Raw genomic sequence first — 26,967 nt, 5'->3', positions numbered from 1 at the left:
CGTTGCGGCCCCGAGCGGCTGAGAAACGCTGCTATTCCCCGGAGGAGCGCAAGTCGATGCGCAGGGTCAAAATCCCGTCGACGAGCGTCGCCTCGGAATCGCCGATCATCGCGTAGTCCATGAAGTCCAGCTCGGCTTGACGGATGAAGTGTCGTCTCTCCTCGCCGCCGACGGCGGGCAGGTTTCGCTTGCGCACTGCCTGAGCGCGCTCTGCGAAGCGGGCGATCACTTCTTGGGGATCGAAGGTTTCGCTCATGGGGTCCCCCTTACGGTGCTTTCTTCACCTTGCCACTGTTGCGGGACCGTCCGACGCAGGTACAGCACGAATCCCGTGCCGCATGCCACGGTGACCAAGCCGAGCAGCGACACGAGCAGCCACCACACCCCTAAGCCTGATCCGACGGCCTCGGACGGCACGCTGGTGTGCACTTCGGCCAGCAGCGCCGCGGCGCTGGTGGTCAACGGGTTGCCCCCGAGGGTCCCGCATCGCTCTTGTAGACGTCGTCGATGAACTCGCCCATCGGCGGCCCGGTCTGGTCGGGCTCGGTGAGGAAGCCGTCGTGGCCGTTGTCACTGTCGATGTCGACGTGTTCGACTCGCACCGTCGTGCGGCGGGCCAATGCTTCGGTGATCCTCAACTGCTGGGGCCGCGGATACAGGAAGTCTGTGCGAACGCTCATCACCATGGTCGGCGCGACGATGCGGCCCAGCGCTGCATCGATGCCTCCGCGACCGCGGCCGACATCGTGGAGGTCCATCAGCTTGTTCAGCACCAGGTACGTGTTGGCGTCGAAGCGGGGTACGAACTTTGCGCCCTGGTAGTCGAGGTAGCTCTCGACGTCGAAGCGTTGCTCAAGCCGCAGGGGCAGCACCGGATCCTCGCTGTGGCGGGCGAACCGGCGGTCGAATTCGTCGCCGGAACGGTAGTGGATCATGGCGATGCGCCGTGCATTGGCAAGGCCTCGATGCGGTCCGTCCCCCTCTGCTGCGTCGTAGTAGCGGCCGCCTCTGAACTTGGGATCGTCCAGGATTGCCTGGCGGCCGACCTTGCTCCAGGCAATCTGCTGTGCCGAGGCCTCGGCGGTGGACGCGATCACCACCAGCGAGCCGACCCGCCGGGGATAGGTGATGCCCCACTCCAGCACGGTCATGCCGCCCATCGAGCCGCCGACCACTGAGAGCCAGCGGTCGATGCCGAGGTGGCGGCCCAGCGCCCACTGTGACCGCACGATGTCGCGGTTGGTGATGACGGGAAAGTCGGGCCCGAAACGCTCGCCGGTGGCCGGGTTCACCGACGAGGGACCGGTACTGCCTTGGCAGCCACCGAGCACGTTGGCGCACACCACGAAGTATCGGTTGGTGTCGAGAGGGCGGCCGGGACCGATGAAGTCGTTCCACCAGCCTTCAGTGGGTTGCGACGGCGGATGCGCGAGGCCATGCGCGTGGGCGTCGCCGGTCAGCGCGTGGCAGACCAGCACTGCGTTGGCTGCGTCGGCGTCGAGGGCACCCCAGGTCTCGTACGCCAGCACGGGGCCGGCCAGAGTGCCGCCGCCTTCCAGCGTGAACGGTCGATCCGGCGACAGCTCGAAGAACCGCCGCTCGGCCGCGCCAAGGCCCGCGTGCCATGCACCCGAGGCGGGCAGCGGCCAGGGCGCCGCATCGTTGCTCAGGGCGCTTGCGCGCCTCGCACTGTCCACAGCTGAGCCTTCATCGGTAGGGGCCTTCGTCCAGTGGCCAATCTGCCGCTGGAATGGCAAGGGTACCGGTCGGTTCCCGCCCGTCTAAAGCGGATTTCAGCGGCCGACGTTGTCGCTGCTGGCGGCGAACGCCAGGAGGTCGTCGAGGCGTTCATTGTTCGAGAACATGTCGTGCAAGGGCAGCCGCAGCCCCAGCCGGCGTTGAAGCTGGCGGACTTCGAGTTCTTCGTCCCAGAGGAACATCGTCACCGCGGTGCCGCCGCGTCCCGCCCGAGCGGTACGGCCCGAGCGGTGAAGGTAGGTCTTGTGCTCGGCGGGCACGTTGTAATGCACGACCACGTCGACTTCGTCGATGTGCAGGCCGCGGGCGGCGACATCGGTGGCCACGAGCGCGGTGATCTTGCCCTTCATGAAGTCCGAAAGCGCCCGCTCTCGTTTGACTTGCGGCAGATCGCCGTGAATGGCACCGGCCTTGACACCCTCGTCACGCAGGTCTCCGCAGAGCCGGTCGGCACCGCGCTTGGTTCGCGTGAACAGCAGTGTTCGGCCGTTGGCACCGATGATGCGCGCAGCCACCCGGACCCGGTCCATCTTGTGGACCGAGAGGAACAGGTGGCCCATTTCCGCGACGGTGACCTCTCGTTCTTCGACTTCGTGGAAGACGGGGTCGCGGAGGTAGCGCTTGACGAGGGTGTCGACCACGCCGTCGAGCGTGGCCGAGAACAGCAGCGTCTGGTGCCGGCCGTCGATGTGCCGCAGCACCCATTCGACCTGGGGCAGGAAGCCCATGTCGGCCATTCGGTCGGCCTCGTCGACGACGACCCGCTGAATGCCGCCGACGTCGACGGCCTTGCGCTCGATGAGGTCGATGAGACGGCCGGGCGTGGCGATGATGACATCCATGCCTGCGCCCAGCAGCTCGATCTGTCGCTCGATGTTGGTGCCGCCGTAGGTGGCAATCGACCGGATGTCCATGGCCTTTGCAAGCGGCTCGACGACTGCGGCGATCTGGTTCGCCAGCTCTCGTGTCGGCGTCAGCATGAGCGTGGTCGGTCGGCCGTCCGCAGAGCGCGGCGTGAGCGCGAGCGTCGGCAAGCCGAACGCCAGCGTCTTGCCGGAGCCGGTCTTGGCCTTGCCGCACACGTCTCGACCGGCGAGAGCTTCGGCGATGGTCAGTTCTTGGATGGCGAACGGTTCGGTGATGCCTTGATCAGCCAAGGTGTCGCACATGGACTCGGGAACGCCGAGTTCACTAAAAGTTGTCACGAAAATCTTTTCTGAGGGCGTGACCCGCGAGGTGCGCACGTCGCGACGACTCGTGCGACAACGCTGGGCAGTGAGGCCACGCGGCGAACTGCCTTGGCGGACGAGTGTACGGCGGGCAACCCCGCCCACGTCGGACGGTACCCTCACCCGGACTCGGGCGGAGTGGCCGAGTGGTTAGGCAGCGGCCTGCAAAGCCGTGTACGCCGGTTCGAATCCGGTCTCCGCCTCGGCTGTGCACTGCACCCGCAGTGCTACCGTTTGAAACCCTTCCGGGCGATTGGCGCAGTTGGTTAGCGCGCTTGCATGACACGCAAGAGGTCACAGGTTCGAATCCTGTATCGCCCACGCCGGGCTTGTTTGCGGGTTAGTGGGTCCGATGTTTGCGGGTTAGCCGAATTCGCGCGTCTAGCCCTGATTGTTCATGAGTCTGGTGGGCTGGGCTGTGGTGGTTCGCGGAAAAGCCCCGCTGATCTGCGACGATGCGTGTTGTTGATGCACGTGTCGGGCAGTTCAGGGGGGCATCTCCGAGTGAGGCGTATCTGACTCTTCGCGACGGATCGGGTTGGGATTCAGGCCGTATCCGATGGTCGCTGGCGGGTTGTGGTTGGTGAGGGTAGTCGGCGGGTTCATCGCTGGCTCCGGTGCCAGGCTCGGCGTTGTTCGTCGGCGATTCGCATGCCGTGGGTGCGGGCTGCGCGGATGGTGTCGCCGCGGCCGTCGTGTTCGTCGTTGGGGGTGACGTAGCCGATCGCTTCGTGCAGCCGGACGCTGTTGTGGTGGACCCGGACGCGTTCGAGTTCGGCGGCGAGCACGGCCGGGTCGGTGATCGTGGTCAGGTGTGGGTGCTCGCGTTTGACGTGGCCCCACAGCGACTCGATCCACGCCTGGTCGGTCGGGGTCGACGGGCGACCGAAGTGTTGGGCGATCGAGCACAGCGCCATGAACCGGCGGGTCTCGTTGGCGTGCATCTCGGTCCCGTTGTCCGAGACCGCCAGCAGCAACGGCGCCTGGTCGCCGTCGGGGAGCGCGGTGTCGGGGTCGGTGAGGCGGGCTCGGAGCTCGTCGGTGAGCAGTCCCTCGTTGTCGAGCCCGCGGCTGAACAGGACCCGGGCGGCGACCGAGTCCGGGTTGGCGGTGAGGCGGGTCGAGATCCGCTTGCGGGACACGAGGTCGACAATCGCGTACGCGTGCTTGGCGGCGACGCAGCGTTCGAACTGGGAGCCGTCCCAGCACCACAGCTGGTTCGGGTGCCACTCACACCAGTCCGGCCACGGCGTCTTCACGGTCCGTGCCGGTCGTGGAGCTCCTTGCAGGGCAAGGCCGTGACGGGCCAGCACCCGATCGACGGTCGACGGCGACGCCCACACCCGTTGCTCGTAGGAGCCGCGGTGAGCGAGCTTGCGATGCGACCGGTCCACGTCGCCCCACTCGTCGAACAACGCCAAGATCTCAGCCTCCTCCCACTCCAAGAGCCCGTGGATCGGGTTCCCGCCCGGGCGGGCGTCATCGAGCCCGCCCCCGGCTCGGCGCTGCTGCCACCGCCACGCCCGACCCCGGTCCAGCTCGACCACCGCGCACGCCCGGTTCAGCGTCCAGCCGGCATCGACCGCATCGTCGATCAAGGACAGCAACGCCGCCTTGGCGGTCCCATCGACACGGGCGGGAACCGGACCGCTCATCCCGGGCGCGATTTTCCCCGCAGCACCGCCAACTCGACGGCCTGCTCGACCACCGTCGCCTGGAGCCGGTCGACCTCGGCCCCCAACGCCGCGGCCTCCGACGCCTCCTGGCGAGACTGACGCGGCCGGCCCGGCCTCGACGCCCCCAGCGCCGCGATCGCTCCATCGCGGGCAACCGCTCGCAGCCGGGTGATCACCGACCGATCCACCCCAGCCTCGGCTGCCGCGTCGGCCTGGGAGATCTGCCCCGTCAGCATCCCCAGCCACAAGTCGTACTTCTGCTCTGCTGTCAGCATCCGCTTCGGCTTCCGCGGTGTCGATGTCATCGTTGACGGCCTCCACAATCAAGGCCAGCAACCATCTCAGATGCAGTCTGAAAGAACCAGGATCCCGTCGCGCGAAGTCAGACGCACCACACTTGGCGGCGGGCCTCGCGGATCGCTTCTCCTCGTTGGCGGTGTTCGTCGTCGGGGGTGACGTAGCCGAGCGCTTCGTGCAGCCGGACTTCGTTGTAGTCGATGCGGATGCGTGTCAGCTCTGTGTCGAGCAGCGCCGGGTCGGTGATGTCGTTGAGGTGGGGCCATTCGTGCTTGATGTGGCTGAAGAAGCTCTCGATCCAGGCTTGGTCGGTGGGGGTGCGGGGTCGGCCGTGGTGTTGGGCGATAGCCATCATCGCCATGTAGGCGCGGGTGTCGTGGCTGGTCATGGCCGGGCCGTTGTCGGACACGGCGAGCAGGATCGGCCGGTCGGGGTCGTCGATGTCGAGATCGAGGCGGTCGTCGGTGAGCAGCTCGTCGAGACCTTGGGCGAGCAACGCCTGGTCGAACACGACACGCACTTGGGTCGAGGTCTCCTCGGTCGAGACCAGGGTGGTGATCCAGTAGCGGGAGACCATGTCGACGATGGCGAACACGCAGCGCCGGGCCCGCCCGAAGTGGGTGACGTCCCAGATCCAGATCCTGTTCGGTTCGGTAGACCAGCCAGTCGGGCCACGGCGTCTTGGGCCGCCGTGGCGTCGGCGGCTGTTCGGGCAGCACAAGCCCGTGGGCAGCCAGAACGCGCCGCAACGTCGAGGGGGCCACCCACACCGGGCCCACATAGGAACCGCGGTGGGCGAGCTTGCGATGCGACCGGTCGACCGGCCCCCACTCCTGGGCGACAGCGAGGACCTCCGCGACCTCATCGGCCAGCAAGGCATGCACCGGCGCACCGCCCGGGGCGAGGTCCTCGAGCGTGCCCAGCCCTCGTCGGCGGGCCCGCCAGCGGTGCACCCGGTCGTCGGAGACCTGCCACACACCGGTGGCCGACGTGTGCCAGAACCCGGCGGCAACGGCGTCGTCGACGGTCTTGAGGACCAGCTCTTTGACCTCGGCGGGGACTCTCGCCGGGACCGGCCCGCTCAGTCCCAGCCGGATTTTCCCCGGACGATGGCCAACTCGATCGCTTGGACCTTGATCGCCTCGGTGAGCTGACCGATCTCTGCTTGGGCCGCTTCGAGCTCCCAGTTGCGTTCGGTGGCCGGTCGACCCGGCTTGCGGGCCAGCGCAGCCAGCGCCGCTTCTTTCACCGTGCGGCGGATGGTGATGATCGTCGACACATCGACCCCCCACTTCCGGGCGGCGTCGGCCTGGGTGATCTCTCCGCCCGCGACCTGCAAGTAGATCTCCCACTTCGTCTCCGCGGACAGCTTCTTCGGTCGACGCCGACCCTCGCTGACAGTCATCTGATGCTCCTTCACACGTCAGCGAGAACACGATCAGACTTGGTTCATTCCTCGGTGGACCCTCCGCGGCAAAGTCAGACACAAAGCAGAGCCTTCGCGATTTTGTGGGATTCGGGCTGCTGGGCTCGGCGGGGTTGATTATGTCAGCAGGATGCCGCGGGCTTCGAAGTTGGCGTAGTTGGTGAAGCCGTGTGCGGTTCGGCGCAGGACTTGGAGCAGGTTGTTGGTGCGGTCGATGCGGCCGTTGCTGGGCCGCCCGGCGCGGTGCCAGCCGAGGATCTGGGCATGCCAGGCCAAGAAGGTGTCGACGGTGTCGCTGAACTCGGGGATCAGCCCGGTGCTGTAGATGTCGGCGAACCGGTCGAGCGCTTCGAGGGCGCCTTTGTGGTCGTCGGCAAGGTAGAGGCCGTGCAGCTCGGCGAGCGCGTCCCAGGCCGCCTTGAGCCGGGGATGGGCGGCGAACAGCTCGCCGAGGCGGGCCTGCTCGGCTTCGCTGAGCTTGTCGGGTCGGCGCATCAGCAGGAACCTGGATCGGAACACGTCGCGGTCGAAGGCGGGCACCGAGCCCTCGGGGCGTCGCTGGACGTCGCGCCGCACCGCGACCAGCCCTGCTTGGAACCATCTGATGACCCGGTACCGGTCCAGCACGTGGCGGGCGTGGCCGAGCCGGGCGTCGATGGCTGCCTTGTATGCCTTTGAGCCGTCGGACACCACGACCTTCACTCCTTTGCACCAGCGGTGCCCCTGGGCTGCGAGGAACGCCGACAGGGCTGCCTGGCTGCGGTGGGGCACCATCGCGAGGACCTCGCCGGTGTCGCCGTTCACCAGTACCGTGACGTAGCGGTGCCGCTTGCGGATCGAGGTCTCGTCGACCAGCAGCACCCGGCAGCGCCGCCGCCGGCGATGATCGGCGACCAGGCCCGCCCAGGCGACCACCAACGCGTTCACCAGCCCCCAGCTCACCCCATGACGACGAGCCACCGTGTTGACCGGCATCGCCCGGGCATCGGCCACCATCCGGCGCGCCAGACGCGCCGTGACGCTGCCCTCGAACGCCCGATGGGCCTCCACAAAGCGCCGGTCGCAGACATCGCACAGCATCCGGCGCCGCTTCCACACCAGCGTCACCGGCCGCCCCGACACCTCCAAGTCACGCACACGATTGTCCCGGCGGTCATGGACCCTCGCGCTCGGCGCCCCGCAATCAGGGCACTGGGGCCGCCGCACCGTCGATGCCACCCGCACCACCAGCCGCTCAGGCGCGTCGACGACCACCCCCAGCACCTCGGTCCGCGGCAGCCACAGCCGCACCGACATAACATCACGATTCATCGAGGCCCTCCAGGGTTCGGCGTCCACAAACACCGATCCCAGCAGGGCCTCGACCCCTACCTGCGGACCCTCAACCCGCCCTCATCCCAACAAAAGACGAAGGGCCAGTTTCTCCTGTGATAGGGAGCATAGTCAGGCGCCGTTCTGGTCGATCTGAACAAGATCGCGACATTGAGCTTCGGGAGTGCGCCAGTGCCGCCGCTACCGTCAGCGCGATTGCCCGTCGTGTCCCCTTGCCCATGACACTCAGGAGGCAGCAGGTGAGCGCCGCGTCACTGGCATAGTGCCGTGTCGGCTGTATGCCGTTGCTTGCCTCAGTGGACGGTTCCAGCAGTGCGATGCTGCCGCGTGCGGTGGACTGCACAAATGACACTCCAGCGGCGTGGATTGGCGGCGCGTCGGGGCTGATCCAAGTGTGGAGTACCCCCATTTCAAATGTGGAGCCTCGTTTCTGGGAGCTACCGCCGCGAGCAGAGCCGCAGGTCAGGGGTATCGGGCGCTAACTCGCAAACAAGCCCTGTACTTGGTCTTGCGCTGAACCAGGCCTTCTCGACGCTCTGATAACTGGATCAAACTAGCCGCGGATCGACTCATTCAGTTGCCAGCACCAATAGCCATCGGACTCGTCTAAGGCGAAGTCGCAAAGCGATTCTTCGCTCTGCCCAACAGCCCGCGCGCCCAATCCCAGACATCTCCGACAACCTCACGGGCGAACACACGCGCAGTCCACGCCAAGGGGCGACTCAACTGTCGCCAGGCTCTCCGATGCCGCGGTGGAGGCGTAACACGCAGCTGTGGCCTCGAAATGCCCGCATTGGCGCGGATCGGTTGCGCTTGAATGCGCACACTGTTGCTCATGGCGACATGCTAGAGAGCGCGTGCGGCGTGACTCGGGCAATTGGCGACGCATCGTGGCTGTGACTCTCGACTCGTGGGTCCAGCCGCAGTGTGGCTAAGGCTGGGCCGTGCGTTCACCGGTCGGGGTTTCCGGGTATGTCTGTATGTGGCCTCGGGATGAATCGTCTCCGTAGACCTAGGCGCCGGATCGTCGCACGTTTGCCGCCCAGCAGTCCAGCCAGTTCCCGGGCTCGCGTGCCCGTTTTTCGCCGACGATCGCCCACACGAGCGCACTGCCCGAGTCTTCCAAGTATCGGGACAGGCGATCCTCTCGAATGAGCAAAGCCGACGAGCAGTCATCGTGTGGGAAGCGTTGTGCGGGTCGATACCAATGACCACCGTCATTTGTCGCTCCTTCGGTTGCCGGACAACTGGTGTCTACGGCGGGCAACCTGAATTCAGGAAACGATCACGCCTCTATTGAGCCACGCCGCAGCGGGCGGCGACCGGCCGGACACGCTATGAGAGAGCCACACCGAAGTGGGCAAGGAGCGTGAGAGCCCAACCGGTCACCGACCTCGCACCCTACGTCCCCGTCAGGACCGGGATGCTGGCCCCACTCAAACAAGTCAGGAGCCTTGGAGAACACCTTGACTGTCCTGTCCGCCGTCCCGGCCGATGGTGCCTGACTGACCCAGTTGGGAGAAAGGCAGGGTTCATCATGGCTGATCAGCCAGTCGGCGTCTACGGGGGCGTCGACACGCACAAGGAGGTCCATGTCGCTGCGGCGGTCGACCAGGCGGGCCGGGTGCTCGCCTCGGCGTCGTTCGGGGCGGACCCGGTCGGGTATCGCCGGCTGGCGGGGTGGCTGGGGTCGTTCGGGCCGCTGGTGCGGGTCGGCGTTGAGGGCACCGGCTCCTATGGGGCGGGGCTGACGCGTCATCTGGTCGGCTCGGGCGTCGAGGTGGTCGAGGTGAACCGGCCGAACCGTCACGCTGCGACGCGCACCATGTCGAGCACTGGGTAGCCGGAGGCCCCACCAACTTGGACAACCTGGTGCTGCTGTGCCACCGGCACCATCACCACCTCCACCAGCACGGCTACCGGATGGTCCCCCAGCCCGACGGCACCTGGACCACAACCCAAGAATCAGAGCCCAAGCCCGCTCCACAACGAGGCGCCGCACAAGCCCGAGCCCCCTAGGACTCGCGAGGGGCGGGCGGGCCGACGTCGGTCTCAGAAGCCCGGGACGAAGAAGGTGTCTCGGTGGTACTCGAATTCGGCCTTCGCCTTGGCAGCCTTCGAGCCGCGTCGCTCAGCACTTCCGCTGAAGCCCCTCACATGGCCCCGTTCGAACCATCGGATCCGGGAGCGCATGGACAGGCCGACGGCTGCATCGGCAGGTCGAGCGGAAAGCACCTGGCGGCGCTCGATCCGGTGACGACGAGCCGCCACCCCGCCGATGATGTCCCTCGGGACCATGCAATCCAGCCTATAGCGATCGGACACCTGGGTCGGCAGCGGAGCGATGGCTTGAGTCACCGGGACGAACCCGACACGAACCCAGGACGAAATCCGGAAAGCCGCAGCGACGAGAGCACCACCGACGCACCGCGGCGACGGCACGCCCCGTCACCGCACGGCACGGGACGTCAAGGCACGGTCCGGACCGGCACACTTGATTCCGCAGGTCAATCCACACTGGACTCAGCAGTACATTCCGCACACACCCCGCCCTCGTGGGACGTGTGCGAAATTCGTGATGAACGGTATTCGTGCAGGTCAGAGCACTGATTAGAAACGATCGTTCGGAACCTCAAGAACGCGACTTGTCCCAATCTGGAACGCGACCGGACGTGTCCGCGAACGCGATCTACCCCCTTGGGAATCGCGTCTGGCAGTGATTCAGCTGTGTCGGGTGGAATCTGGGCATGTCGTGCATCCGTCGATCGGTCGGCATTGTCCTCGATCTGGACCCGCCCCGGTGGGCGCCACAGAGTGTGGTCGTCTCGGCCGGCGATGACTAATCGGTCGTTAGCGTTGCCGGTCGTGGCTGCGGATGTGATCCATCGCCGAGTTCGTCGTGAATTCCGCCAACTCAGCGTTGGGTGGGGGACATTGAGAACGATCACAGATGCGTTCGAATCCGAGGGGTTCTCCCCAGGTCCCGAATCGGACGAGTCAAGCCAACGCCGTCGACTCTTCGACGCCTACGCGGAAGCCATCGACTGGTCAGACGCCGAACAAGCGGATCGGGCACTGCGCGTCTTCGAGGAAGTCGTGTCGTGGATCGAACCGCCAGAACCGTCGCAGCTGGAGCAGGTATATGCGAATCTGCGACGCCTGCTCCAACGCGATGGCTATGGACTCAGCGACGAGGGACTGATCTATCCAGTCAAGACATCGACAATCCCCCCGCTGCCGCTGGAGAGCCTCCGAAACCCGGCCTCGATCCGCGAGCACCTCGACAGGCTCGACCCTTCCGATCCGTCCTTGGCAATCGGCGCATCAAAGTCCTTGATCGAGGCGACCAGCAAGCATGTCTTGGAAGAACTGGGCATCGACTACGACGACCGTAGCGATATCCCCGCACTCGTCAGAGATGTCCAGAAGGCGCTCAAAGCCCATCCCGACACGATCGCCCCGACCACAATAGGCCGCGACACCATCGTGCGCATCTTGTCGAACTTGTCGCAGGTCACCGTCGGCATCGCCGCACTCCGAAACGAGTACGCCCCCGACCACGGCCGCACCCGATCCAGCAGCGGTCTCAGCTCACGCCACGCCCAGCTGGCGATCGGAACCGCACACACCTACTGTCGTTTCCTGCTCGACACGCTCAAGCACCGGCAGGACCGAGCCAATTGAGGTACTCGCAGCTGCCGAAGCGACACTCCAAGAGCCTGCCCAGCGCAACGGCCGCAACCGGACGCATCGAGAAGTATCCGGGCGCGGCAACGTCCCTGCTGCTGGACGATGCGGAAGTCAGAGCACGCGTCGAGCATGTCACTCGCGGTGAATGGTGCTGCGTCGAGTGCTTGGGCGCGCCTAACCGAGGAGCCTTGATGCGTCCCGCTCGACTACAGAGTTTGAAAGCTGTTATGAGCCGTTCGACTGCGGTTGTGGGATTCCCGGTGCCGTTGGAATCGCTATCTCGATTGGCCCAGTTGGCTGAACATGCATCGATTCGATGAATGCTCGGCCTCGGTGATTCTCGATGAGCTTTGTTGCGGCGGTCCGCCCAAACGTGAGACGCGTGGCGTGATGCACCGAAAGCACAAGGTCTTGCAACTTGTCGTCGTCTTCCAACCGAATGACCCTCAGATTCTGGCTCTCGACGTCGTCGATCCGTACGGGGCGACCATGAGACTTGAATCTTGGGAAGTCGGCGAACCACTCTGCGACTCTCGCCGCAGCGTCATCGTCGCCAGAGAGCATGTGTGCGGTCAGCTGATCGGTAACGAACTGCTTCGCGCGTTCAATGGCATGAGTGCACTGAGCAACCAGACCCGGAGCCAAGGTACGAAGAATCGGAAGCCAAGCGCCGAGATTCGCTGGGTCCTGACATTCCGCTTTTGCCAATTCGAACTGGTCGATGATTGCCTGCGCGGGCGACGAACGCTGTCCTTCCGGTGCGGTGACAGTGAACTGCGGATCGATAGGCCCAAGTTGCGAGTGCGTCCCCATCAATATTTCGTCACAGGACAGCGCCATCATCGTCGCTGCCGACATCGCCGCGACTGGCACGACGGCCCTTATGTGATCGAAGCGCGATCGCAGATACCCCATGATTGCTTCTGCTGCGTCGGCATCCCCACCCGGGCTCGTGATGATCAGGTCCAATTCACGCACTTCTATGTTTGATGCAGCCTCCATGAATCCATGTATGTCTCGCAGCGCGACCGTGAGCGTCTCGCTGCCGTTGGGAACTGGCTTGTTTTCCATCCAGCTCGTGCTGTAGCAGATGGTCGCCCGCTTGGTGTGCTCAGACAGCAGCTTGAGATACTTCCGGCGCAGCCGATCGCATGGCGATTGCCCGTCGTTGGGCTGCCCGCCGCCAGGCGATGCCGCCTTTTGCTCCAGATCATTGAGTTCTCGCAGCAGCTCACCCCATGTGGGCATGCGGCATCCGGCCTGTGTGGCTCGTTGTCACGGTTAAGGGATACGGAATCGCAACGGCGTTGACTGCTGCGAAGTAAGGAATTTCGGCCTCAGTGAAGGCGCCTACAACTTCCTCGACACCGATCTCATATTCCTGGAGCTGTTGCTCAAGGGTCTCGTCATCCATGTAGAACACCTCCCTAGGGCCTTACCAGCGTAGACGTGGCGAGAGCTGGCCGTCACCCGTGGCATTCTCAACACGCATGGCAGCCTGCGTTGGGTCTTCCTTGTTGAGCGACAACGGCACCTATGTTCCTGATGATCTCGCCAATGGCAACGACCACACTGCCGGTCAACCTTGCGGATCGCGCAGTCGTATCGATCTCGCTTGGGATGCTGTTCGTGTCCCAGTTGAGTCAGACTTGTGTGCCATCTTGAGTACCTCCCGCAGGATGCGGATGCCGGCGAGCGCGCAGCGCTTCTTGAGCTTGCCCGCGTCGGGCTGGCGTGCCACGGTCACGCATCGCTCAGCAAGCCGAGCCGCCGTTCGCAGCAAGACGCGCGATGCGCGTTCTCGGATCGTCATGCAGCGCAGCACGTTTGATCATGGCGGTTCAGTTCCAACCCGGCTCAGCCAGTCCTCTGGCAATCCGCGTTCCCTACCGATCTGAGCTGTCAGCTCCCCGACGACCTCGGGTCCATCTTCAAGTGCCCGGTCGAACATGGCGGGCATGTCCCCGTCACGATGGACCATCACAGCGGTCATGCCGTCATGGACATAGATGGGGGCATGGATGCCTCGTTCCGCTAAACGGTCGTTGAGTTCGGCGAGCGCGTCGTCAATTTGTGCCGACATCTGGTGTGCTGCTGGTGATGCACGCCACCGCAGTGGTGGCGTTGTCGCACAGTCCGATCGTGCGTGCAGTGCCGGTCACTCGGGTGGTGATGCTGTGCGCGTCGCTGTCGTCGACTTCGAGGACAGCCGCGATCGCCTCTCCGACGGGACGCTTGGAATCGCTGGCAACCGGTTCCCAGGCACCGTCTGAGACGATCAGCACCGCGAACGCAGACAAGCTCGCGGGCACTTCGATGTCAGCGTCGGTGAAGACGTCCATGGGGTCGCGGTCGGTTTTTCCCATCTGCGGCCAGGTCCGTGGCGCTCCCAGATACCTGTGAGGCAACTGAAATCCGCAGGTAGGAGCGCTATTTCCTATCCGTTCCTTAACTGCATTACCTAACGGGCCTAGTCGTCGTCGGTGACATGCACCAAATGGCCGCTGCCAAACGACTCGCCGCCCCACCCGGCGAGGGGATCACGTACCCCGCTAATGACGTGATGGCACCGGCCAGCCTCGGGCACCCCGCAGGGATCGGCGAGGGGGAATCCCGTGCATCTACTTGACCGAAATCGGCCCGACCGGTACACACAAGACCCCCTCGCCGGTGCCCGTGGGGCGCTGCGCTGGGCCGGTGCCATCGTCGTCGCTGTTCCGGCTACGGCACATATGTCCGCCCGAATTCACTCCGGCCCCAGCAGACCGCCGTGCCATTGCTGCCCACCCCGCACGAGTGATGCCGCCCGGCGGACACCGACACGAACTCGCCCGACGGCGCAAGGGTCTTCCCGTCGATGTGGGAGCCCCAGCAGACCGCCGCGCCGTTCGAGCGCACCCCGCACGAATGCCACATCCCGGCGGACACCGACACGAACTTGCCCGACGGCGCATTTTCCTGCCCGTCGCTGATGGCGTTGTCGAAGCCCCAGCAGACCGCCGTGGCGTCGCTGCGCACCCCGCACGAATGGTTGTCGCCTGCGGACACTGAGGTGAACGAACCCGACGGCGCATCCGCCTCGCCGAAGATGCCGCCGCCCCAGCAGACCGCCGTGGCGTCGCTGCGCACCCCGCACGAATGCGACTCCCCGGCCGAGACCGACACGAACTCGCCCGACGGCGCATCCGTCTGCCCGTTCCGGTTGTCGCCCCAGCAGACCGCCGCGCCGTTCGAGCGCACCCCGCACGAAAGCACCCCTCCGGCGGACACCGACACGAACTCGCCCGACGGCGCAGCCGCCTGCCCCCAGCCGTTGCCGCCCCAGCAGACCGCCGCGCCGTTCGAGCGCACCCCGCACGAATGAAACGCCCCTGCGGACACCGACACGAACTCGCCCGACGGCGCAGCCGCCTGCCCGGAAGTGTTGTGGCCCCAGCAGACCGCCCAGACCGCCGCGCCGTCGCTGCGCCGCCCGCACGAATGCCGATTGCCGGCGGACACCGAGATGAATTGTGTTGCGGTACTGGTTCCCGCGGTGGTGTCTCCGCTGGCGCGTCGCCCGACTAGCTCCGCGGTGGCCCAGCGGGTAGCACCGCCGAGGCGTGTCATGTCACGGCCGGCGAGCTTCGCGGTCGGGACCGCGCCGATGCCGCCGAGCACGTACCCGCCCGGCTCGGCTGCTGCGAGACGTGCTCGCTGGCTTACTGGCATGTCCGCGCCGCGGGGTCCCGCGAGGATCACACAATCAGTGCCGAGCACCCCTGCGAGCGTGACGGCGCTGTAGATGTCCGACTGCGCCTTCGCATCCGAGCCGACCACCACAGGGGTGGAACTGGCGCAATCGGACGCGATCCACGGCTCAGCACCGTCGAGGAACACGCCGGGCTGTGCGATGTCGGCGGGCGCTGTGAGGGTCGCGTCAGGCGTACCTGACGGCGTGTCCGCCTGCCCGTACTCGTTGTCGCCCCAGCAGACCACTGTGACGTCGCTGCGCAGCCCGCACGAATGCAAGTTGCCTGCGGACACTGCGGTGAACGAACCCGACGGCGCAACCGCCTGCGCACCCGTCTTGCCTAAGACGCCGCCGCCCCAGCAGACCGCGGTGCCGTCGCTGCGCAGCCCGCACGAATGTTCTCTGCCTGCGGACACTGCGGTGAACGAACCCGACGGCGCAACCGCCGCCCCGTAGATGCTGCCGCCCCAGCAGACCGCGGTGCCGTCGCTGCGCACCCCGCACGAATGCACGAAACCTGCGGACACCGAGGTGAACGAACCCGACGGCGCAACCGTCTGCCCGTTCCAGTTCCTGCCCCAGCAGACCGCTGTGGCGTCGCTGCGCACCCCGCACGAATGCACAGCGCCTGCGGACACCAACGTGAACGAACCCGACGGCGCATCCGTCTGCCCGTCGCCGTTGCTGCCCCAGCAGGTCACAGTGGCGTCGCTGTGCACCCCGCACGAATGGAACCACCCGGCGGACACCGACGTGAACTCGCCTGACGGCGCATCCGTCTGCCCGTCGCCGTTGCTGCCCCAGCAGGTCACGGTGCCGTCAGTGCGCAGCCCGCAGGAATGCGCAGCGCCTGCGGATACCGCGGTGAACCAACCCCACGGCGCATCCGTCTGCCCGCTGCCGTTGCTGCCCCAGCAGACCGCTGTGGCGTCGCTGCGCAACCCGCACGAATGGCGGTACCCGGCGGACACTGGGCTGAACTGTGGCGAGTCGGTGGCGGTCGCGTCGTCGGCGTCGTTGGTCTCGGTCGCGGTACTGGTTCCCGCGGTGGTGTCTCCGCTGGCGCGTCGCCCGACTAGCTCCGCGGTGGCCCAGCGGGTAGCGCCGCCGAGGCGTGTCATGTCACGGCCGGCGATCTTCGCCGTCGGCACCGCGCCGATGCCGCCGAGCACATACCCGCCCGCTTCGGCAGCGTCGAGACGTGCCCGCTGCTCGGTCGTCATGTCCCCGTCGCGGGGTCCGGCGAGGATCACGCAATCGGTGCCGAGCACCCCCGCCAGCGTGACGGCGCTGTAGATGTCTGACTGCGCCTTGGCGTCAGCGCCCACGACGATGGGGGTATCACCGGCGCAATCGGATTCTGTCCACGGCTCAGCGCCGTCGAGAAATGCGCCAGCGGTCTGCGCCGAAGCGGCAGCGGCCAGGATCAGCGGGGTCATGAGCAGCGCGGCGAGCAACGCTGTGAGCTGCCGTCGAGACATGGCGGTTCTCTCCTAGCGGGGGTCAGATTGAAAGCAGGCGCAGTATCGCGCGCCCGACACAGCAGGAAACGACCGTGAGGCGCGCTGTGCGCCCCGTAGCGGCGTTCTGAGGCGTGGGGCGGCGTGGGTGTTCGTGCGGGGGCAGGGTGCTCGGGGCGCTGTACGGCGCTGCTACAGCACCCCGCGGCGAGGGGACCCCTGCCGTGGTGCCGCCCGCCGTGCGGGGACCGGCGAGGGGGTCACGAAGCCCGGCAGCGGCGTGATGGCACCGCCCGAAGCGTCGCGGGGAGCGCTGAGCGTAAGGGGGGCTCCGCGCTATGAAGCGGATCGCCCCGGAGCGCCCGGCCGGCGCTGTCTAGCGCTCGACACCACAGCGCACCGGAGGGCACCGGAGCGCCCACAGCGCACGGGAGCGGCCCGGAGCGCTCGCCGGCTGTCCGGTATCCGGCGTTATCAGTGAGCACCAATCCGATGCGTTCCGGCTACGGCGCGTCCGCCTGCCCGTGCTTGTTGTCGCCCCAGCATGTCACTGTGGCGTCGCTGCGCACCCCGCACGAATGCCAGGTGCCGGCGGACACCGAGGTGAACCGTGTCGGGCCGGTGGAGCGTTCCGTAGTCGTCGAGGCGCTGTCGTCGTCGAGCCGCTCGGTGCTCGTCGTCTGCGGCACCGTGTCGGTCGATGCGGACTGTTCGACATCTGGTGCCGGCCCGCAGGCAGCGGCGAGCAGCGCGGTTAGCAGTTTCCTCATGCTCACGGCTACGGCGCATCCGTCTGCCCGTACTCGTTGTTGCCGAAGTAGGCCGCTGTGCCGTCAGTGCGCAGCCCGCACGAATGCTTCCAGCCGGCGGACACCGAGGTGAAGTAACCCGACGGCGCATCGGTCTGCCCGAATTCGTGGTTGCCCCAGCAGAGCAGTCCACCGAGGTCCGACATGACCTCCTGCACGGCGAGCAGGTCGAACTGCGCGCGCATCCGCGCCAAGAACTCCCAGTCGCCGTCGGTGCGGTTCTCGGGAGTGATCGGCCGTGTCATTCCTCCATGTGCACCGCACCAACCGAACTGCCGACAGTCACCCTACGGCCGGCACCGAATCCGAATCGCAGTCGCCCTGCACAGACGCAGGGGGAACCCGTGCCGCGGACGCCGCAGCCGGCGTCGCAAGGGGATGTTTGATGCGACTGGCGGATGTGCTCACGAACCGTGTCGTGCGGGCCACACCAAGCGACCGGTGACGTCCCGATCGTGACGGCCATCGTCGGCGGCACACCTCGCTCGGCATGCTGACACCGGTCGAGTTCGAAACCCGACGCAAACACAAACCGGCAGCGTTGTCCCCCAGGGTCCCCCTGAAACTCGGGGCGAATCACTACGCAGTGAGGCGTATCTGACTCTTCGCGACGGATCGGGTTGGGATTCAGGCCGTATCCGATGGTCGCTGGCGGGTTGTGGTTGGTGAGGGTAGTCGGCGGGTTCATCGCTGGCTCCGGTGCCAGGCTCGGCGTTGTTCGTCGGCGATTCGCATGCCGTGGGTGCGGGCTGCGCGGATGGTGTCGCCGCGGCCGTCGTGTTCGTCGTTGGGGGTGACGTAGCCGATCGCTTCGTGCAGCCGGACGCTGTTGTGGTGGACCCGGACGCGTTCGAGTTCGGCGGCGAGCACGGCCGGGTCGGTGATCGTGGTCAGGTGTGGGTGCTCGCGTTTGACGTGGCCCCACAGCGACTCGATCCACGCCTGGTCGGTCGGGGTCGACGGGCGACCGAAGTGTTGGGCGATCGAGCACAGCGCCATGAACCGGCGGGTCTCGTTGGCGTGCATCTCGGTCCCGTTGTCCGAGACCGCCAGCAGCAACGGCGCCTGGTCGCCGTCGGGGAGCGCGGTGTCGGGGTCGGTGAGGCGGGCTCGGAGCTCGTCGGTGAGCAGTCCCTCGTTGTCGAGCCCGCGGCTGAACAGGACCCGGGCGGCGACCGAGTCCGGGTTGGCGGTGAGGCGGGTCGAGATCCACTTGCGGGACACGAGGTCGACAATCGCGTACGCGTGCTTGGCGGCGACGCAGCGTTCGAACTGGGAGCCGTCCCAGCACCACAGCTGGTTCGGGTGCCACTCACACCAGTCCGGCCACGGCGTCTTCACGGTCCGTGCCGGTCGTGGAGCTCCTTGCAGGGCAAGGCCGTGACGGGCCAGCACCCGATCGACGGTCGACGGCGACGCCCACACCCGTTGCTCGTAGGAGCCGCGGTGAGCGAGCTTGCGATGCGACCGGTCCACGTCGCCCCACTCGTCGAACAACGCCAAGATCTCAGCCTCCTCCCACTCCAAGAGCCCGTGGATCGGGTTCCCGCCCGGGCGGGCGTCATCGAGCCCGCCCCCGGCTCGGCGCTGCTGCCACCGCCACGCCCGACCCCGGTCCAGCTCGACCACCGCGCACGCCCGGTTCAGCGTCCAGCCGGCATCGACCGCATCGTCGATCAAGGACAGCAACGCCGCCTTGGCGGTCCCATCGACACGGGCGGGAACCGGACCGCTCATCCCGGGCGCGATTTTCCCCGCAGCACCGCCAACTCGACGGCCTGCTCGACCACCGTCGCCTGGAGCCGGTCGACCTCGGCCCCCAACGCCGCGGCCTCCGACGCCTCCTGGCGAGACTGACGCGGCCGGCCCGGCCTCGACGCCCCCAGCGCCGCGATCGCTCCATCGCGGGCAACCGCTCGCAGCCGGGTGATCACCGACCGATCCACCCCAGCCTCGGCTGCCGCGTCGGCCTGGGAGATCTGCCCCGTCAGCATCCCCAGCCACAAGTCGTACTTCTGCTCTGCTGTCAGCATCCGCTTCGGCTTCCGCGGTGTCGATGTCATCGTTGACGGCCTCCACAATCAAGGCCAGCAACCATCTCAGATGCAGTCTGAAAGAACCAGGATCCCGTCGCGCGAAGTCAGACGCACCACAGCAGGGACATCGAGTGCGGCCACCAACATGTTCACCAAAGCTGGGACGAGCAGCACCACCGCAAGAGCCGCCAGGCCCGCTGCCCGGGTGCACCACCGCACCCACAGCTTCCACAAGATCCATCTGAGTGCCGGCGTCGCTCGGTCGCCGCGGTTCGGCTCCGCGCCTCTTGCGGCGAAGCCGCTGAGCGCGAAGATCAGGCCGGCGACTCCGACATACACCAGATAGAGACCGGCCTCGCCACCCTCACAACCCGCACTTGACATCTATAGGAACGTCCAGGGTGAATCAGCCATCCGCTGCCTCAAGCGCTTCGTCGCACGAAAGCTCTACCGCACCCTGCGAGCCGACCTCGCCACCCTCACAACCCGCACTTGACATCTATAGGAACGTCCCGGTGTGATTCACAGACACATTACGAAGCAGAATTGTGGCGACTGCTGGGAAGGCTGTGCGACTGATAGCGGACGGTGACGTTTCCGGCTCTCCGTGGCTTCAGCAGGACGAAGCGTCAGAGTGAATCCGCCGCCTTGCTCCCCACGGCACCGGCACCATGAAGCCGACTGCACGCCCTCACTGAACCCAAAGAGGCCGTAGCCTGCTCAGGACTCGGCGAAACTCGACTATTGCGCGTTCAGAAATCGTGCCTGCGCGTCGTGCTTGAGTGCGACGCATCGCGTGCTTGCGAAGCAACGCTCATGGGTATGGATCGCAGAATCCTCGCTCACTGCCAGGTATGCGTCATACGCGATCCGGCTCCAGTGGCAGCTGTCGCTCGGGCGGCAAACGCTCAGCAGGTCTGCCAGCCGAGCCTGAAGGAGCGGGCACAGATCCCCGGTCGATACCAGCCCTTGCCATATCTCGACAGTCCGAGCCGTCATCAAGTCCAGCGGCGCCGGCATGAGGTGCATATTGTTGTGATCGAACCATACGACCAAAGGCGCGAACGGCCCATAACACAGTCTGATGCCGATGGACGCTTCGATGCCGGCCGGACGCGACTCGTACGCGCATGCCAGGCTCAGAGCATGGTAGACCTCGTGGCCTTCCGCGACCCTCTCCACGAATTCCCCGAGACAAGAATGGATTTCAAGCGTCGTCACCGGCTTCAAGTCGGGATCGCCGGCACGCTTCGCGTAGATCGAATTCGCGGTATCGACGTATTGGGCATATGAGGCAATGGCCGCAGACATGACGAGGAGTGTTGTGTCACTCCATTCCCAATCGCCTGCAAAAGCACGACCGATCGAATGCGCCAATCGGCAGCGGCAGGGCGATACCCAATGGCATCACACAGTATTGCGGGAGTCAAATCCGTATCCGTCGCGACTCGCCTTGATCCGAACTCGGCATCTCGGACGCCACAGGACGCTCGAACATTCAGGCCAACAGTCGCAATCCAGCTCGACGCAGGATCAGAACGGCAAGAAGAGATAATCCTGCTCGTCAGGGCTCTGCGCGACCGGCAGTCTTTCCATCACGGAGTTCCGCCACTCCTTTGCATCCTTGCCGCTGCTGCGGCACGACCTTTTGCAAGCCGCCTGTGCGTTGTCGACAAACTGCCCCAGCGCAGTCCATTCGTGTCGCGATATGGTGACGATCTTGCTCGCGGTCAGACCGAAATGGCCGACGCCGCTCGGCACAACGGCAGCCAGATACGCCTTCTTCCTGGGGAGCTTGTTGCCGCAGCCGCCGCATCTTTTTCGGTCCCGGCTGCGCACATAGCGGCAGACAATGCGCTTCGCCCGACTCATCTTGCCGGACTCAAGAGCATTCCGCTTGCAAATCTTCTGCCACTTCTTCTGAGCCTTATAGCGCAACCGAAGGTGCCGACGCCGATGGGCAAAATGGCTACAGGTCCGTTTCGTCTCGCTGCACGCCGTGCGATGCTGAGACAGATATTCGAGGTAGGGGTCGCCGTCCAAGTCGTCGATCTCCCCCAGAGGACTGGTTCGACACTAGATCGCCGCTCGAAGCACTGGACGCATTTTCGATCCGCGGCGCCGCATGCGGCAACGCTTCCGAATGCGTCCTTAGCCGCTGAGGCACGCCGTAATGATTCACCCTGGGTTTTTGCGCAGGCTCGAGAGATTGGAGCAAGCATGGGAGCCATGAGCACAGAAGCGAGGGCGGCGACGTCGCGGCGGTATTCGCCTGAGCAGAAGCAGCACGCGGTGAGGATGGTGCTGGCGTTGCGCGAGGAGCTGGGCACTTCGGCGGGCACGATCACCAGGGTGGCCTGGCAGCTGGGCTATGGCGTGGAGTCGGTGCGCAAGTGGGTGGCCCGGGCCGAGATCGACGCGGGTGCCCGTGTGGGGCTGACCTCGGCTGAGAGCGAGGAGCTGCGGCGGTTGCGTCAGGAGAACCGTGAGCTGCGCCGGGCGAATGAGATCTTGCAGCGGGCGGCGACTTTTTTCGGGTAAGGGGCTCGACCGCCGACAGCGATGACCGTCGAGTTCGTCGACGAGAACCGTGCCGAGTTCGGAGTCGAGCCCGTCTGCGCTGCGTTGCAGGTGGCTCCGTCCACGTATTGGTCGACCAAGCGCCGGCCGCCGTCTGAGCGGTCGAAGCGCGACGCGTTGATGATGCCGCTGCTGCTGGCGCTGTGGCAGGCGAACTATTCGGTGTACGGGGCGCGCAAGCTGTGGGTCGCCGCCCGCCGCTCCGGGCACGACATCGGCCGCGACCAAGTCGCCCGCCTCATGGGGCGGCTGGGCATCCGGGGCGTCCAGCGGATCAAGAAGGTGCGCACCACCCGGCCGGACCCCGAAGCGGCCCGCCCCCCCGACCTCGTCGAGCGGGACTTCACCGCCGATGCCCCGAACCGGCTGTGGGTCGCCGATCTGACCCACGTCGCCACCTGGTCCGGTGTCGCCTATGTGTGCTTCATCACCGACGCCCACAGCCGCCGCATCGTGGGCTGGCGGGCCGCCTCTCACATGCGCACCCAGATGGTGCTCGACGCATTGGAGATGGCCCGCTGGAGCCGCGGCGTCCGCCTCGAAGGACTCGTCGCTCACGCCGAAGCGGGCAGCCAGGCTGGACTCAACCGGTCGTCGCAACACCGGCTTGTTGTAGCGAGCGTAGGTGTTCGTCGAGGGCTTCTGCTGGGGTCTTCCATCCGAGGGTCTTGCGTGGCCGGGTGTTGAGGGTGTGGGCGACGGCTTCGATCTCTTCGGCGGTCCATCGGGACAGGTCGGTGCCTTTGGGGAAGTATTGGCGCAGCAGTCCGTTGGTGTTCTCGTTGGTGCCGCGCTGCCAGGGGCTCTTGGGGTCGGCGAAGTAGACCGCGATGTCGGTCTCGACGGTGAACGCGGCGTGGGCGGACAGTTCCTTGCCGCGGTCCCAGGTCACCGAGCGGCGCAGCTGCTCGGGCAGTGTGGTCATTGATGCTGCGAGAGCGTTCTTCATGGTGATGGCGCCGTAGCCGGCGAGGGCTGGGCCGTTCTTGGTGCGGGCGATGACGCCGTAGCCGTGTTCGCGTGGCAAGTGGATCAGCATCGTGAAGCGGGTGGTGCGCTCGACAAGGGTGCCGATCGCTGAGCGCTTCAGACCGATCACCAGATCGCCTTCCCAATGTCCGGGCACGGCCCGGTCCTCGACCTCGGCGGGTCGTTCGCTGATCATCACCTCCGGGGTGACATGGGCCCAGGCCCTCTGGCGGGCTCGGGCCCGAGGAACCCTCAGAGCCCTCCCCGAGCGCAGGCACGCGACCAGCTCGCGCTTGAGCGCACCCCGGCCTTCGACGTAGAGCGCCTGATAGATGGCCTCGTGGCTGATGCGCATGGACTCATCATCGGCGAAATCGGCCTTCAGGCGGTTCGAGATCTGCTCGGGGCTCCAGCCCTGCACCCAGCGGCGGTCACCACGATGAGGCTTGTTGCGGCCCTGCCACTTCGGGCCCTCAGGCCCCAAGGCGCGACCGCCGGGCGACCGAACCGCGCCCGAGAGCCGCTCAGCCACACAGCTGCGAAGCCGTTCATTGCCAGCGAGCTTCGCTGGCCTCGGACGACGAGCGCGCCGCTCTGCGTGCCACTGCGCGATCGTCGCCTTGTACTCGAGCCGGAACGTTCTCGTCGACGCGTTGCGGCGAAGCTCCCGCGAGACCGTCGACGGGCTGCGATCGAGCCTGCGGGCGATCTCACGCACACCGAGGCCCTGGGCCCGGAACAACGCGATGTCCTCACGCTCGGCAAACGACAGATACCGGCCCGACACCGTCGGGGACAAACATGGGTTCACCCCGCCAGCGTGACGGAACCACCGGAACCCAACGGGGGATGACACCCCCGCTTGTGCCGCCGCGTCCTCGGTCTTGTCGCCGCCAGCGATCGCCGCCCAGAACCGAACCCGGTCCTGCCGCCACGCGACCGTCGGCCGACCCGGCGACGGGATCTGCCCCCGATACAACTGGACCTCGCGCTGCCGCTCCCGCATCGTCCCCATCTCGCACCTCCACAATCGAGGTGTTGCGACGACCGGTTGAGTCCAGCCTGGCTGCCCGCTTCGGCGTGAGCGACGAGTCCTTCGAGGCGGACGCCGCGGCTCCAGCGGGCCATCTCCAATGCGTCGAGCACCATCTGGGTGCGCATGTGAGAGGCGGCCCGCCAGCCCACGATGCGGCGGCTGTGGGCGTCGGTGATGAAGCACACATAGGCGACACCGGACCAGGTGGCGACGTGGGTCAGATCGGCGACCCACAGCCGGTTCGGGGCATCGGCGGTGAAGTCCCGCTCGACGAGGTCGGGGGGGCGGGCCGCTTCGGGGTCCGGCCGGGTGGTGCGCACCTTCTTGATCCGCTGGACGCCCCGGATGCCCAGCCGCCCCATGAGGCGGGCGACTTGGTCGCGGCCGATGTCGTGCCCGGAGCGGCGGGCGGCGACCCACAGCTTGCGCGCCCCGTACACCGAATAGTTCGCCTGCCACAGCGCCAGCAGCAGCGGCATCATCAACGCGTCGCGCTTCGACCGCTCAGACGGCGGCCGGCGCTTGGTCGACCAATACGTGGACGGAGCCACCTGCAACGCAGCGCAGACGGGCTCGACTCCGAACTCGGCACGGTTCTCGTCGACGAACTCGACGGTCATCGCTGTCGGCGGTCGAGCCCCTTACCCGAAAAAAGTCGCCGCCCGCTGCAAGATCTCATTCGCCCGGCGCAGCTCACGGTTCTCCTGACGCAACCGCCGCAGCTCCTCGCTCTCAGCCGAGGTCAGCCCCACACGGGCACCCGCGTCGATCTCGGCCCGGGCCACCCACTTGCGCACCGACTCCACGCCATAGCCCAGCTGCCAGGCCACCCTGGTGATCGTGCCCGCCGAAGTGCCCAGCTCCTCGCGCAACGCCAGCACCATCCTCACCGCGTGCTGCTTCTGCTCAGGCGAATACCGCCGCGACGTCGCCGCCCTCGCTTCTGTGCTCATGGCTCCCATGCTTGCTCCAATCTCTCGAGCCTGCGCAAAACCCAGGGTGAATCAGGCTGAGGGGTTTGGAACGGATTTCGCGCGATCCTGGAACGTTTATTGGGCTCGTGGGCGCGAAAGCCCAGGTCAGAGGCGTGATCGCCGTTTTTGTCGCCTGCCTATCCCCACAGGGTCGATAGTGTTGTCACCCAAGCCTTGAGGGAAATCCGGCGCAGGGGCTAGGTGTAGGTACGGCAATTGTCTAAGGGAGAGAAATCTGTGACACATCTACGCAAATCCAGGATGAGGCCGTTGTGGTTGCTGCTAAGTGCATTCGTTCTGGTCGCGGCGGCCTGTGGTGCCGATAGCGATGGCGGTGCCGACGAGCCCGCAGCCGACGAGCCTGCAGCCGACGAGCCTGCAGCCGACGAGCCTGCAGCCGACGAGCCTGCAGCCGACGAGCCCGCAGCCGACGAGCCCGCAGCCGACGAGCCCGCAGCCGACGAATCCGCAGCCGACGAGCCTGCAGCCGACGAGCCCGCAGCAGGGGGCGGCGAGCTGATCATCGCGCTCACGACGCAGCCCAACGCGATCGACGGCGCGAACGCGGCCGAACGCAACGCGGGCAATGTGGCCAGCCAGATATTCGATCCGCTGGTGTGGATCAATGACGACTTGGAGTTCGAGCCAGCTCTCGCCGAGTCGTGGACAGTATCTGACGACGGCCTAACGTACACTTTCAAATTACGTGAGGACGTGCTGTTCCATAACGGCGAACCGTTCAACGCGGACTCCGTAGTATTCTCGTGGGAGGTACAAAGGACCCCGGACAATCAGTACTTCAACTACTACCAACGAGCGTCCGAGGTTAACAAGATCGACGAATTCACTGTCGAACTCGTCGCACCGGAATCCAATGCACTATTCCTCGGTCTCACGGCTGGTATATGGTTCTTTGTTCCTCCTGAATACTACGCTGAGGTCGGGCTCACTGGGTTCGGCCAAGCGCCGGTAGGCACCGGTCCGTTCATGCTGACCGAGTGGGTCCAGGGTGACCGCATCGTGTTGGACCGGAACCCGAACTACTGGCGTGAGGGTTTCCCCAAACTTGACCGGCTCATATTCCGGCCGATCACCGAGTCCTCCACCCGGGCCTCAGCGATCCAGACGGGTGAGGTCGACATCGTGAGCCGCCTCAGCCCCGACGAAGCTGCATCGCTAGAGGGCATCGACGGGGTCAACGTCATCGAGTACCCAACCAACCGAGTGTACTACATCGCGTTCAACAACCTCACCACTGGTGTGGGCGAACCAACCGAAGATCCCCTCGTGCGCCAGGCCCTCAACTATGCGGTCGACGTCCAAGGCATCATCGGCGCTCTGTTCAACGGCAAGGGCAGCCAAGCCACCGGGATGATGACGCGGGCCGACTTCGGTTACAACGACGGTCTCATACCGTATGCCTACGACCCTGATCGGGCGCGGGAGTTGTTGGCCGAAGCCGGGTTCGCCGATGGGTTCGACATTGGATTTGCGTGCCCGTCGGGTGCCTACACCAACTTCGAGCAGGTGTGCGAAGCCGTCGCGGCCCAACTCGGCGACGTAGGAGTCAATGCGTCACTTGAGATCATCGATTCCGGGGCCTACTGGGACCTGGAGGCGGATAAGCAGCTACCGCCGCTATTCGGCGATAGCTGGTCGAACGCCAATCCTGAGGGATGGGACCGCCTGCAGGGGGCCATGGGCGGCAACGCTGCAAGCTTCTCAGCATGGTCTGACCCCGTGGTTGACGATCTCCTCGTTCAGATACTCGCAACCCCCGACGACGACGAGCGTGCGGATCTGTACCGACAGCTGCAACAGCGGATGTACGATGACCCACCATTCATCTATCTCTACGTGCCGTTTTCATTCGAAGCAACCAGCGATCGAGTCTCCAACTACAAGCCGCGCTCGGCCGAGGAATATTGGCTCTGGGACCTAGCGGCGGCTCGCTGACAAACG

26 protein-coding genes, 2 tRNA genes, 4 pseudogenes and 2 other annotated features are annotated in these 26,967 nt (G+C 65.9%); of the genes and pseudogenes, 8 read left to right on the top strand and 24 right to left on the bottom strand.

The genetic code is table 11. The features are described 5' to 3' along the window. Positions 1 to 31: 31 nt before the first annotated feature. The 4 genes from ACOQPH_RS09720 to ACOQPH_RS09705 all read right to left on the bottom strand — a co-directional run bounded on the left by ACOQPH_RS09720 (position 32) and on the right by ACOQPH_RS09705 (position 3,002). Positions 32 to 256 (bottom strand): hypothetical protein, encoded by a 225-nt coding sequence (locus ACOQPH_RS09720; protein WP_420621203.1) that lies wholly within the window; start codon positions 254 to 256, stop codon positions 32 to 34. Further along, entirely contained in the window at positions 253 to 462 is a 210-nt protein-coding gene (locus ACOQPH_RS09715; protein WP_419552380.1) for a hypothetical protein, read from the bottom strand. Before ACOQPH_RS09715 ends, ACOQPH_RS09720 begins: the two co-directional genes overlap by 4 nt. After that, entirely contained in the window at positions 459 to 1,670 is a 1,212-nt protein-coding gene (metX, locus tag ACOQPH_RS09710) for a homoserine O-acetyltransferase MetX (RefSeq protein WP_420624336.1), read from the bottom strand. The genes ACOQPH_RS09715 and metX overlap by 4 nt, the downstream gene beginning before the upstream one ends. Positions 1,671 to 1,793: 123 nt before the next feature. After that, positions 1,794 to 3,002, bottom strand: coding sequence for a DEAD/DEAH box helicase (locus tag ACOQPH_RS09705; protein ID WP_420621202.1), 1,209 nt, complete (start codon positions 3,000 to 3,002; stop codon positions 1,794 to 1,796). 117 nt (positions 3,003 to 3,119) lie between these two features. Here ACOQPH_RS09705 and ACOQPH_RS09700 point away from each other — a divergent pair. Next, positions 3,120 to 3,190 (top strand) — tRNA-Cys (locus ACOQPH_RS09700). 44 nt (positions 3,191 to 3,234) lie between these two features. Then, positions 3,235 to 3,308 (top strand) — tRNA-Val (locus ACOQPH_RS09695). Between the two features lie 281 nt (positions 3,309 to 3,589). Here the strand turns inward: ACOQPH_RS09695 and ACOQPH_RS09690 are convergent. The 3 genes from ACOQPH_RS09690 to ACOQPH_RS09680 all read right to left on the bottom strand — a co-directional run bounded on the left by ACOQPH_RS09690 (position 3,590) and on the right by ACOQPH_RS09680 (position 5,555). Continuing rightward, positions 3,590 to 4,642: an integrase core domain-containing protein gene (locus tag ACOQPH_RS09690; RefSeq protein WP_420621201.1), complete on the bottom strand. Its 1,053-nt coding sequence runs from the start codon at positions 4,640 to 4,642 to the stop codon at positions 3,590 to 3,592. Continuing rightward, positions 4,639 to 4,938, bottom strand: a complete 300-nt coding sequence (locus ACOQPH_RS09685; protein ID WP_420621172.1) for a helix-turn-helix domain-containing protein — start codon at positions 4,936 to 4,938, stop codon at positions 4,639 to 4,641. Before ACOQPH_RS09685 ends, ACOQPH_RS09690 begins: the two co-directional genes overlap by 4 nt. A 107-nt stretch (positions 4,939 to 5,045) precedes the next feature. Further along, positions 5,046 to 5,555 carry an integrase core domain-containing protein gene (locus tag ACOQPH_RS09680; protein WP_420621200.1) on the bottom strand — a complete coding sequence of 170 codons (510 nt, stop codon included), beginning with the start codon at positions 5,553 to 5,555 and terminating at the stop codon, positions 5,046 to 5,048. On the opposite strand from ACOQPH_RS09680, the gene ACOQPH_RS09675 reads away from it, so the two are divergent. Beyond that, entirely contained in the window at positions 5,545 to 6,114 is a 570-nt protein-coding gene (locus ACOQPH_RS09675) for a hypothetical protein (protein WP_420621199.1), read from the top strand. The two genes, ACOQPH_RS09680 and ACOQPH_RS09675, sit on opposite strands and share 11 nt — an antisense overlap. On the opposite strand, the gene ACOQPH_RS09670 is transcribed toward ACOQPH_RS09675, so the two are convergent. Continuing rightward, the gene (locus tag ACOQPH_RS09670) at positions 6,042 to 6,365 is read right to left on the bottom strand and encodes a hypothetical protein (protein WP_420621198.1); all 324 of its coding nucleotides are present in this window, start codon (positions 6,363 to 6,365) and stop codon (positions 6,042 to 6,044) included. The genes ACOQPH_RS09675 and ACOQPH_RS09670 overlap by 73 nt on opposite strands. A gap of 138 nt (positions 6,366 to 6,503) precedes the next feature. Then, a complete protein-coding gene (locus ACOQPH_RS09665; protein ID WP_420621197.1) occupies positions 6,504 to 7,697 on the bottom strand; it encodes an ISL3 family transposase in 1,194 nt (397 codons plus the stop codon). 1,558 nt (positions 7,698 to 9,255) lie between these two features. Between ACOQPH_RS09665 and ACOQPH_RS09660 the strand changes: the two are divergent. Beyond that, positions 9,256 to 9,522, top strand: a pseudogene (locus tag ACOQPH_RS09660) (IS110 family transposase); the annotation flags it as partial. 50 nt (positions 9,523 to 9,572) lie between these two features. Beyond that, positions 9,573 to 9,737, top strand: a pseudogene (locus ACOQPH_RS09655) (HNH endonuclease); the annotation flags it as partial. A gap of 33 nt (positions 9,738 to 9,770) precedes the next feature. On the opposite strand, the gene ACOQPH_RS09650 reads toward ACOQPH_RS09655, so the two are convergent. Further along, positions 9,771 to 10,016 carry a hypothetical protein gene (locus ACOQPH_RS09650; protein ID WP_420621196.1) on the bottom strand — a complete coding sequence of 82 codons (246 nt, stop codon included), beginning with the start codon at positions 10,014 to 10,016 and terminating at the stop codon, positions 9,771 to 9,773. A 567-nt stretch (positions 10,017 to 10,583) separates the two neighbouring features. Between ACOQPH_RS09650 and ACOQPH_RS09645 the strand changes: the two genes are divergently transcribed. Continuing rightward, positions 10,584 to 11,402: an abortive infection family protein gene (locus ACOQPH_RS09645; RefSeq protein ID WP_420621195.1), complete on the top strand. Its 819-nt coding sequence runs from the start codon at positions 10,584 to 10,586 to the stop codon at positions 11,400 to 11,402. 231 nt (positions 11,403 to 11,633) lie between these two features. Here the strand turns inward: ACOQPH_RS09645 and ACOQPH_RS09640 are convergent, their stop codons facing one another. The 12 genes from ACOQPH_RS09640 to ACOQPH_RS09585 form a co-directional block, all read right to left on the bottom strand. Next, complete coding sequence (locus ACOQPH_RS09640; RefSeq protein ID WP_420621194.1) at positions 11,634 to 12,656, bottom strand: SDH family Clp fold serine proteinase; 1,023 nt, start codon at positions 12,654 to 12,656, stop codon at positions 11,634 to 11,636. Continuing rightward, positions 12,640 to 12,822 carry a hypothetical protein gene (locus ACOQPH_RS09635; RefSeq protein WP_420621193.1) on the bottom strand — a complete coding sequence of 61 codons (183 nt, stop codon included), beginning with the start codon at positions 12,820 to 12,822 and terminating at the stop codon, positions 12,640 to 12,642. Before ACOQPH_RS09635 ends, ACOQPH_RS09640 begins: the two co-directional genes overlap by 17 nt. Positions 12,823 to 13,239: 417 nt before the next feature. Continuing rightward, the gene (locus tag ACOQPH_RS09630) at positions 13,240 to 13,491 is read right to left on the bottom strand and encodes a hypothetical protein (RefSeq protein ID WP_420621192.1); all 252 of its coding nucleotides are present in this window, start codon (positions 13,489 to 13,491) and stop codon (positions 13,240 to 13,242) included. Further along, positions 13,475 to 13,774: a hypothetical protein gene (locus tag ACOQPH_RS09625; RefSeq protein WP_420621191.1), complete on the bottom strand. Its 300-nt coding sequence runs from the start codon at positions 13,772 to 13,774 to the stop codon at positions 13,475 to 13,477. The genes ACOQPH_RS09630 and ACOQPH_RS09625 overlap by 17 nt, the downstream gene beginning before the upstream one ends. A 355-nt stretch (positions 13,775 to 14,129) precedes the next feature. Then, complete coding sequence (locus ACOQPH_RS09620; protein WP_420621190.1) at positions 14,130 to 16,622, bottom strand: RCC1 domain-containing protein; 2,493 nt, start codon at positions 16,620 to 16,622, stop codon at positions 14,130 to 14,132. Positions 16,623 to 17,104: 482 nt separating this feature from the next. After that, positions 17,105 to 17,371: a hypothetical protein gene (locus tag ACOQPH_RS09615; protein ID WP_420621189.1), complete on the bottom strand. Its 267-nt coding sequence runs from the start codon at positions 17,369 to 17,371 to the stop codon at positions 17,105 to 17,107. An 8-nt stretch (positions 17,372 to 17,379) separates the two neighbouring features. Beyond that, on the bottom strand, positions 17,380 to 17,655 hold the full coding sequence (locus ACOQPH_RS09610) for a hypothetical protein (protein ID WP_420621188.1): 276 nt from the start codon (positions 17,653 to 17,655) through the stop codon (positions 17,380 to 17,382). Between the two features lie 439 nt (positions 17,656 to 18,094). Further along, complete coding sequence (locus tag ACOQPH_RS09605; RefSeq protein WP_420621187.1) at positions 18,095 to 19,147, bottom strand: integrase core domain-containing protein; 1,053 nt, start codon at positions 19,145 to 19,147, stop codon at positions 18,095 to 18,097. Next, positions 19,144 to 19,443, bottom strand: a complete 300-nt coding sequence (locus tag ACOQPH_RS09600) for a helix-turn-helix domain-containing protein (protein ID WP_420621172.1) — start codon at positions 19,441 to 19,443, stop codon at positions 19,144 to 19,146. The genes ACOQPH_RS09605 and ACOQPH_RS09600 overlap by 4 nt, the downstream gene beginning before the upstream one ends. A gap of 66 nt (positions 19,444 to 19,509) precedes the next feature. Continuing rightward, positions 19,510 to 19,830: a hypothetical protein gene (locus tag ACOQPH_RS09595; RefSeq protein ID WP_420621186.1), complete on the bottom strand. Its 321-nt coding sequence runs from the start codon at positions 19,828 to 19,830 to the stop codon at positions 19,510 to 19,512. A 357-nt stretch (positions 19,831 to 20,187) separates the two neighbouring features. Beyond that, on the bottom strand, positions 20,188 to 20,757 hold the full coding sequence (locus tag ACOQPH_RS09590; RefSeq protein ID WP_420621185.1) for a hypothetical protein: 570 nt from the start codon (positions 20,755 to 20,757) through the stop codon (positions 20,188 to 20,190). Positions 20,758 to 20,979: 222 nt separating this feature from the next. Next, positions 20,980 to 21,489, bottom strand: coding sequence for a hypothetical protein (locus ACOQPH_RS09585; RefSeq protein ID WP_420621184.1), 510 nt, complete (start codon positions 21,487 to 21,489; stop codon positions 20,980 to 20,982). A gap of 186 nt (positions 21,490 to 21,675) precedes the next feature. Between ACOQPH_RS09585 and ACOQPH_RS09580 the strand changes: the two are divergent. Continuing rightward, a pseudogene (locus tag ACOQPH_RS09580) lies at positions 21,676 to 22,602 on the top strand (IS3 family transposase); the annotation flags it as partial. Beyond that, positions 21,972 to 22,086: a sequence feature (AL1L pseudoknot), on the top strand. (Overlaps the previous pseudogene by 115 nt.) Positions 22,603 to 22,609: 7 nt before the next feature. On the opposite strand, the gene ACOQPH_RS09575 reads toward ACOQPH_RS09580, so the two are convergent. Beyond that, positions 22,610 to 24,010: an IS30 family transposase gene (locus ACOQPH_RS09575; protein ID WP_420621183.1), complete on the bottom strand. Its 1,401-nt coding sequence runs from the start codon at positions 24,008 to 24,010 to the stop codon at positions 22,610 to 22,612. A gap of 47 nt (positions 24,011 to 24,057) precedes the next feature. Beyond that, a pseudogene (locus ACOQPH_RS09570) lies at positions 24,058 to 24,984 on the bottom strand (IS3 family transposase); the annotation flags it as partial. Continuing rightward, positions 24,574 to 24,688 (bottom strand) — a sequence feature (AL1L pseudoknot). (Overlaps the previous pseudogene by 115 nt.) Positions 24,985 to 25,275: 291 nt before the next feature. Here ACOQPH_RS09570 and ACOQPH_RS09565 point away from each other — a divergent pair. Then, positions 25,276 to 26,961, top strand: a complete 1,686-nt coding sequence (locus tag ACOQPH_RS09565; RefSeq protein ID WP_420621182.1) for an ABC transporter substrate-binding protein — start codon at positions 25,276 to 25,278, stop codon at positions 26,959 to 26,961. Positions 26,962 to 26,967: the final 6 nt, after the last annotated feature.

The sequence above is a fragment of the Candidatus Poriferisodalis sp. genome (assembly GCF_965221945.1).
Classification (GTDB): Bacteria; Actinomycetota; Acidimicrobiia; order Acidimicrobiales; family Poriferisodalaceae; genus Poriferisodalis.
This window is presented reverse-complemented; position numbering and strand designations above follow the sequence as displayed.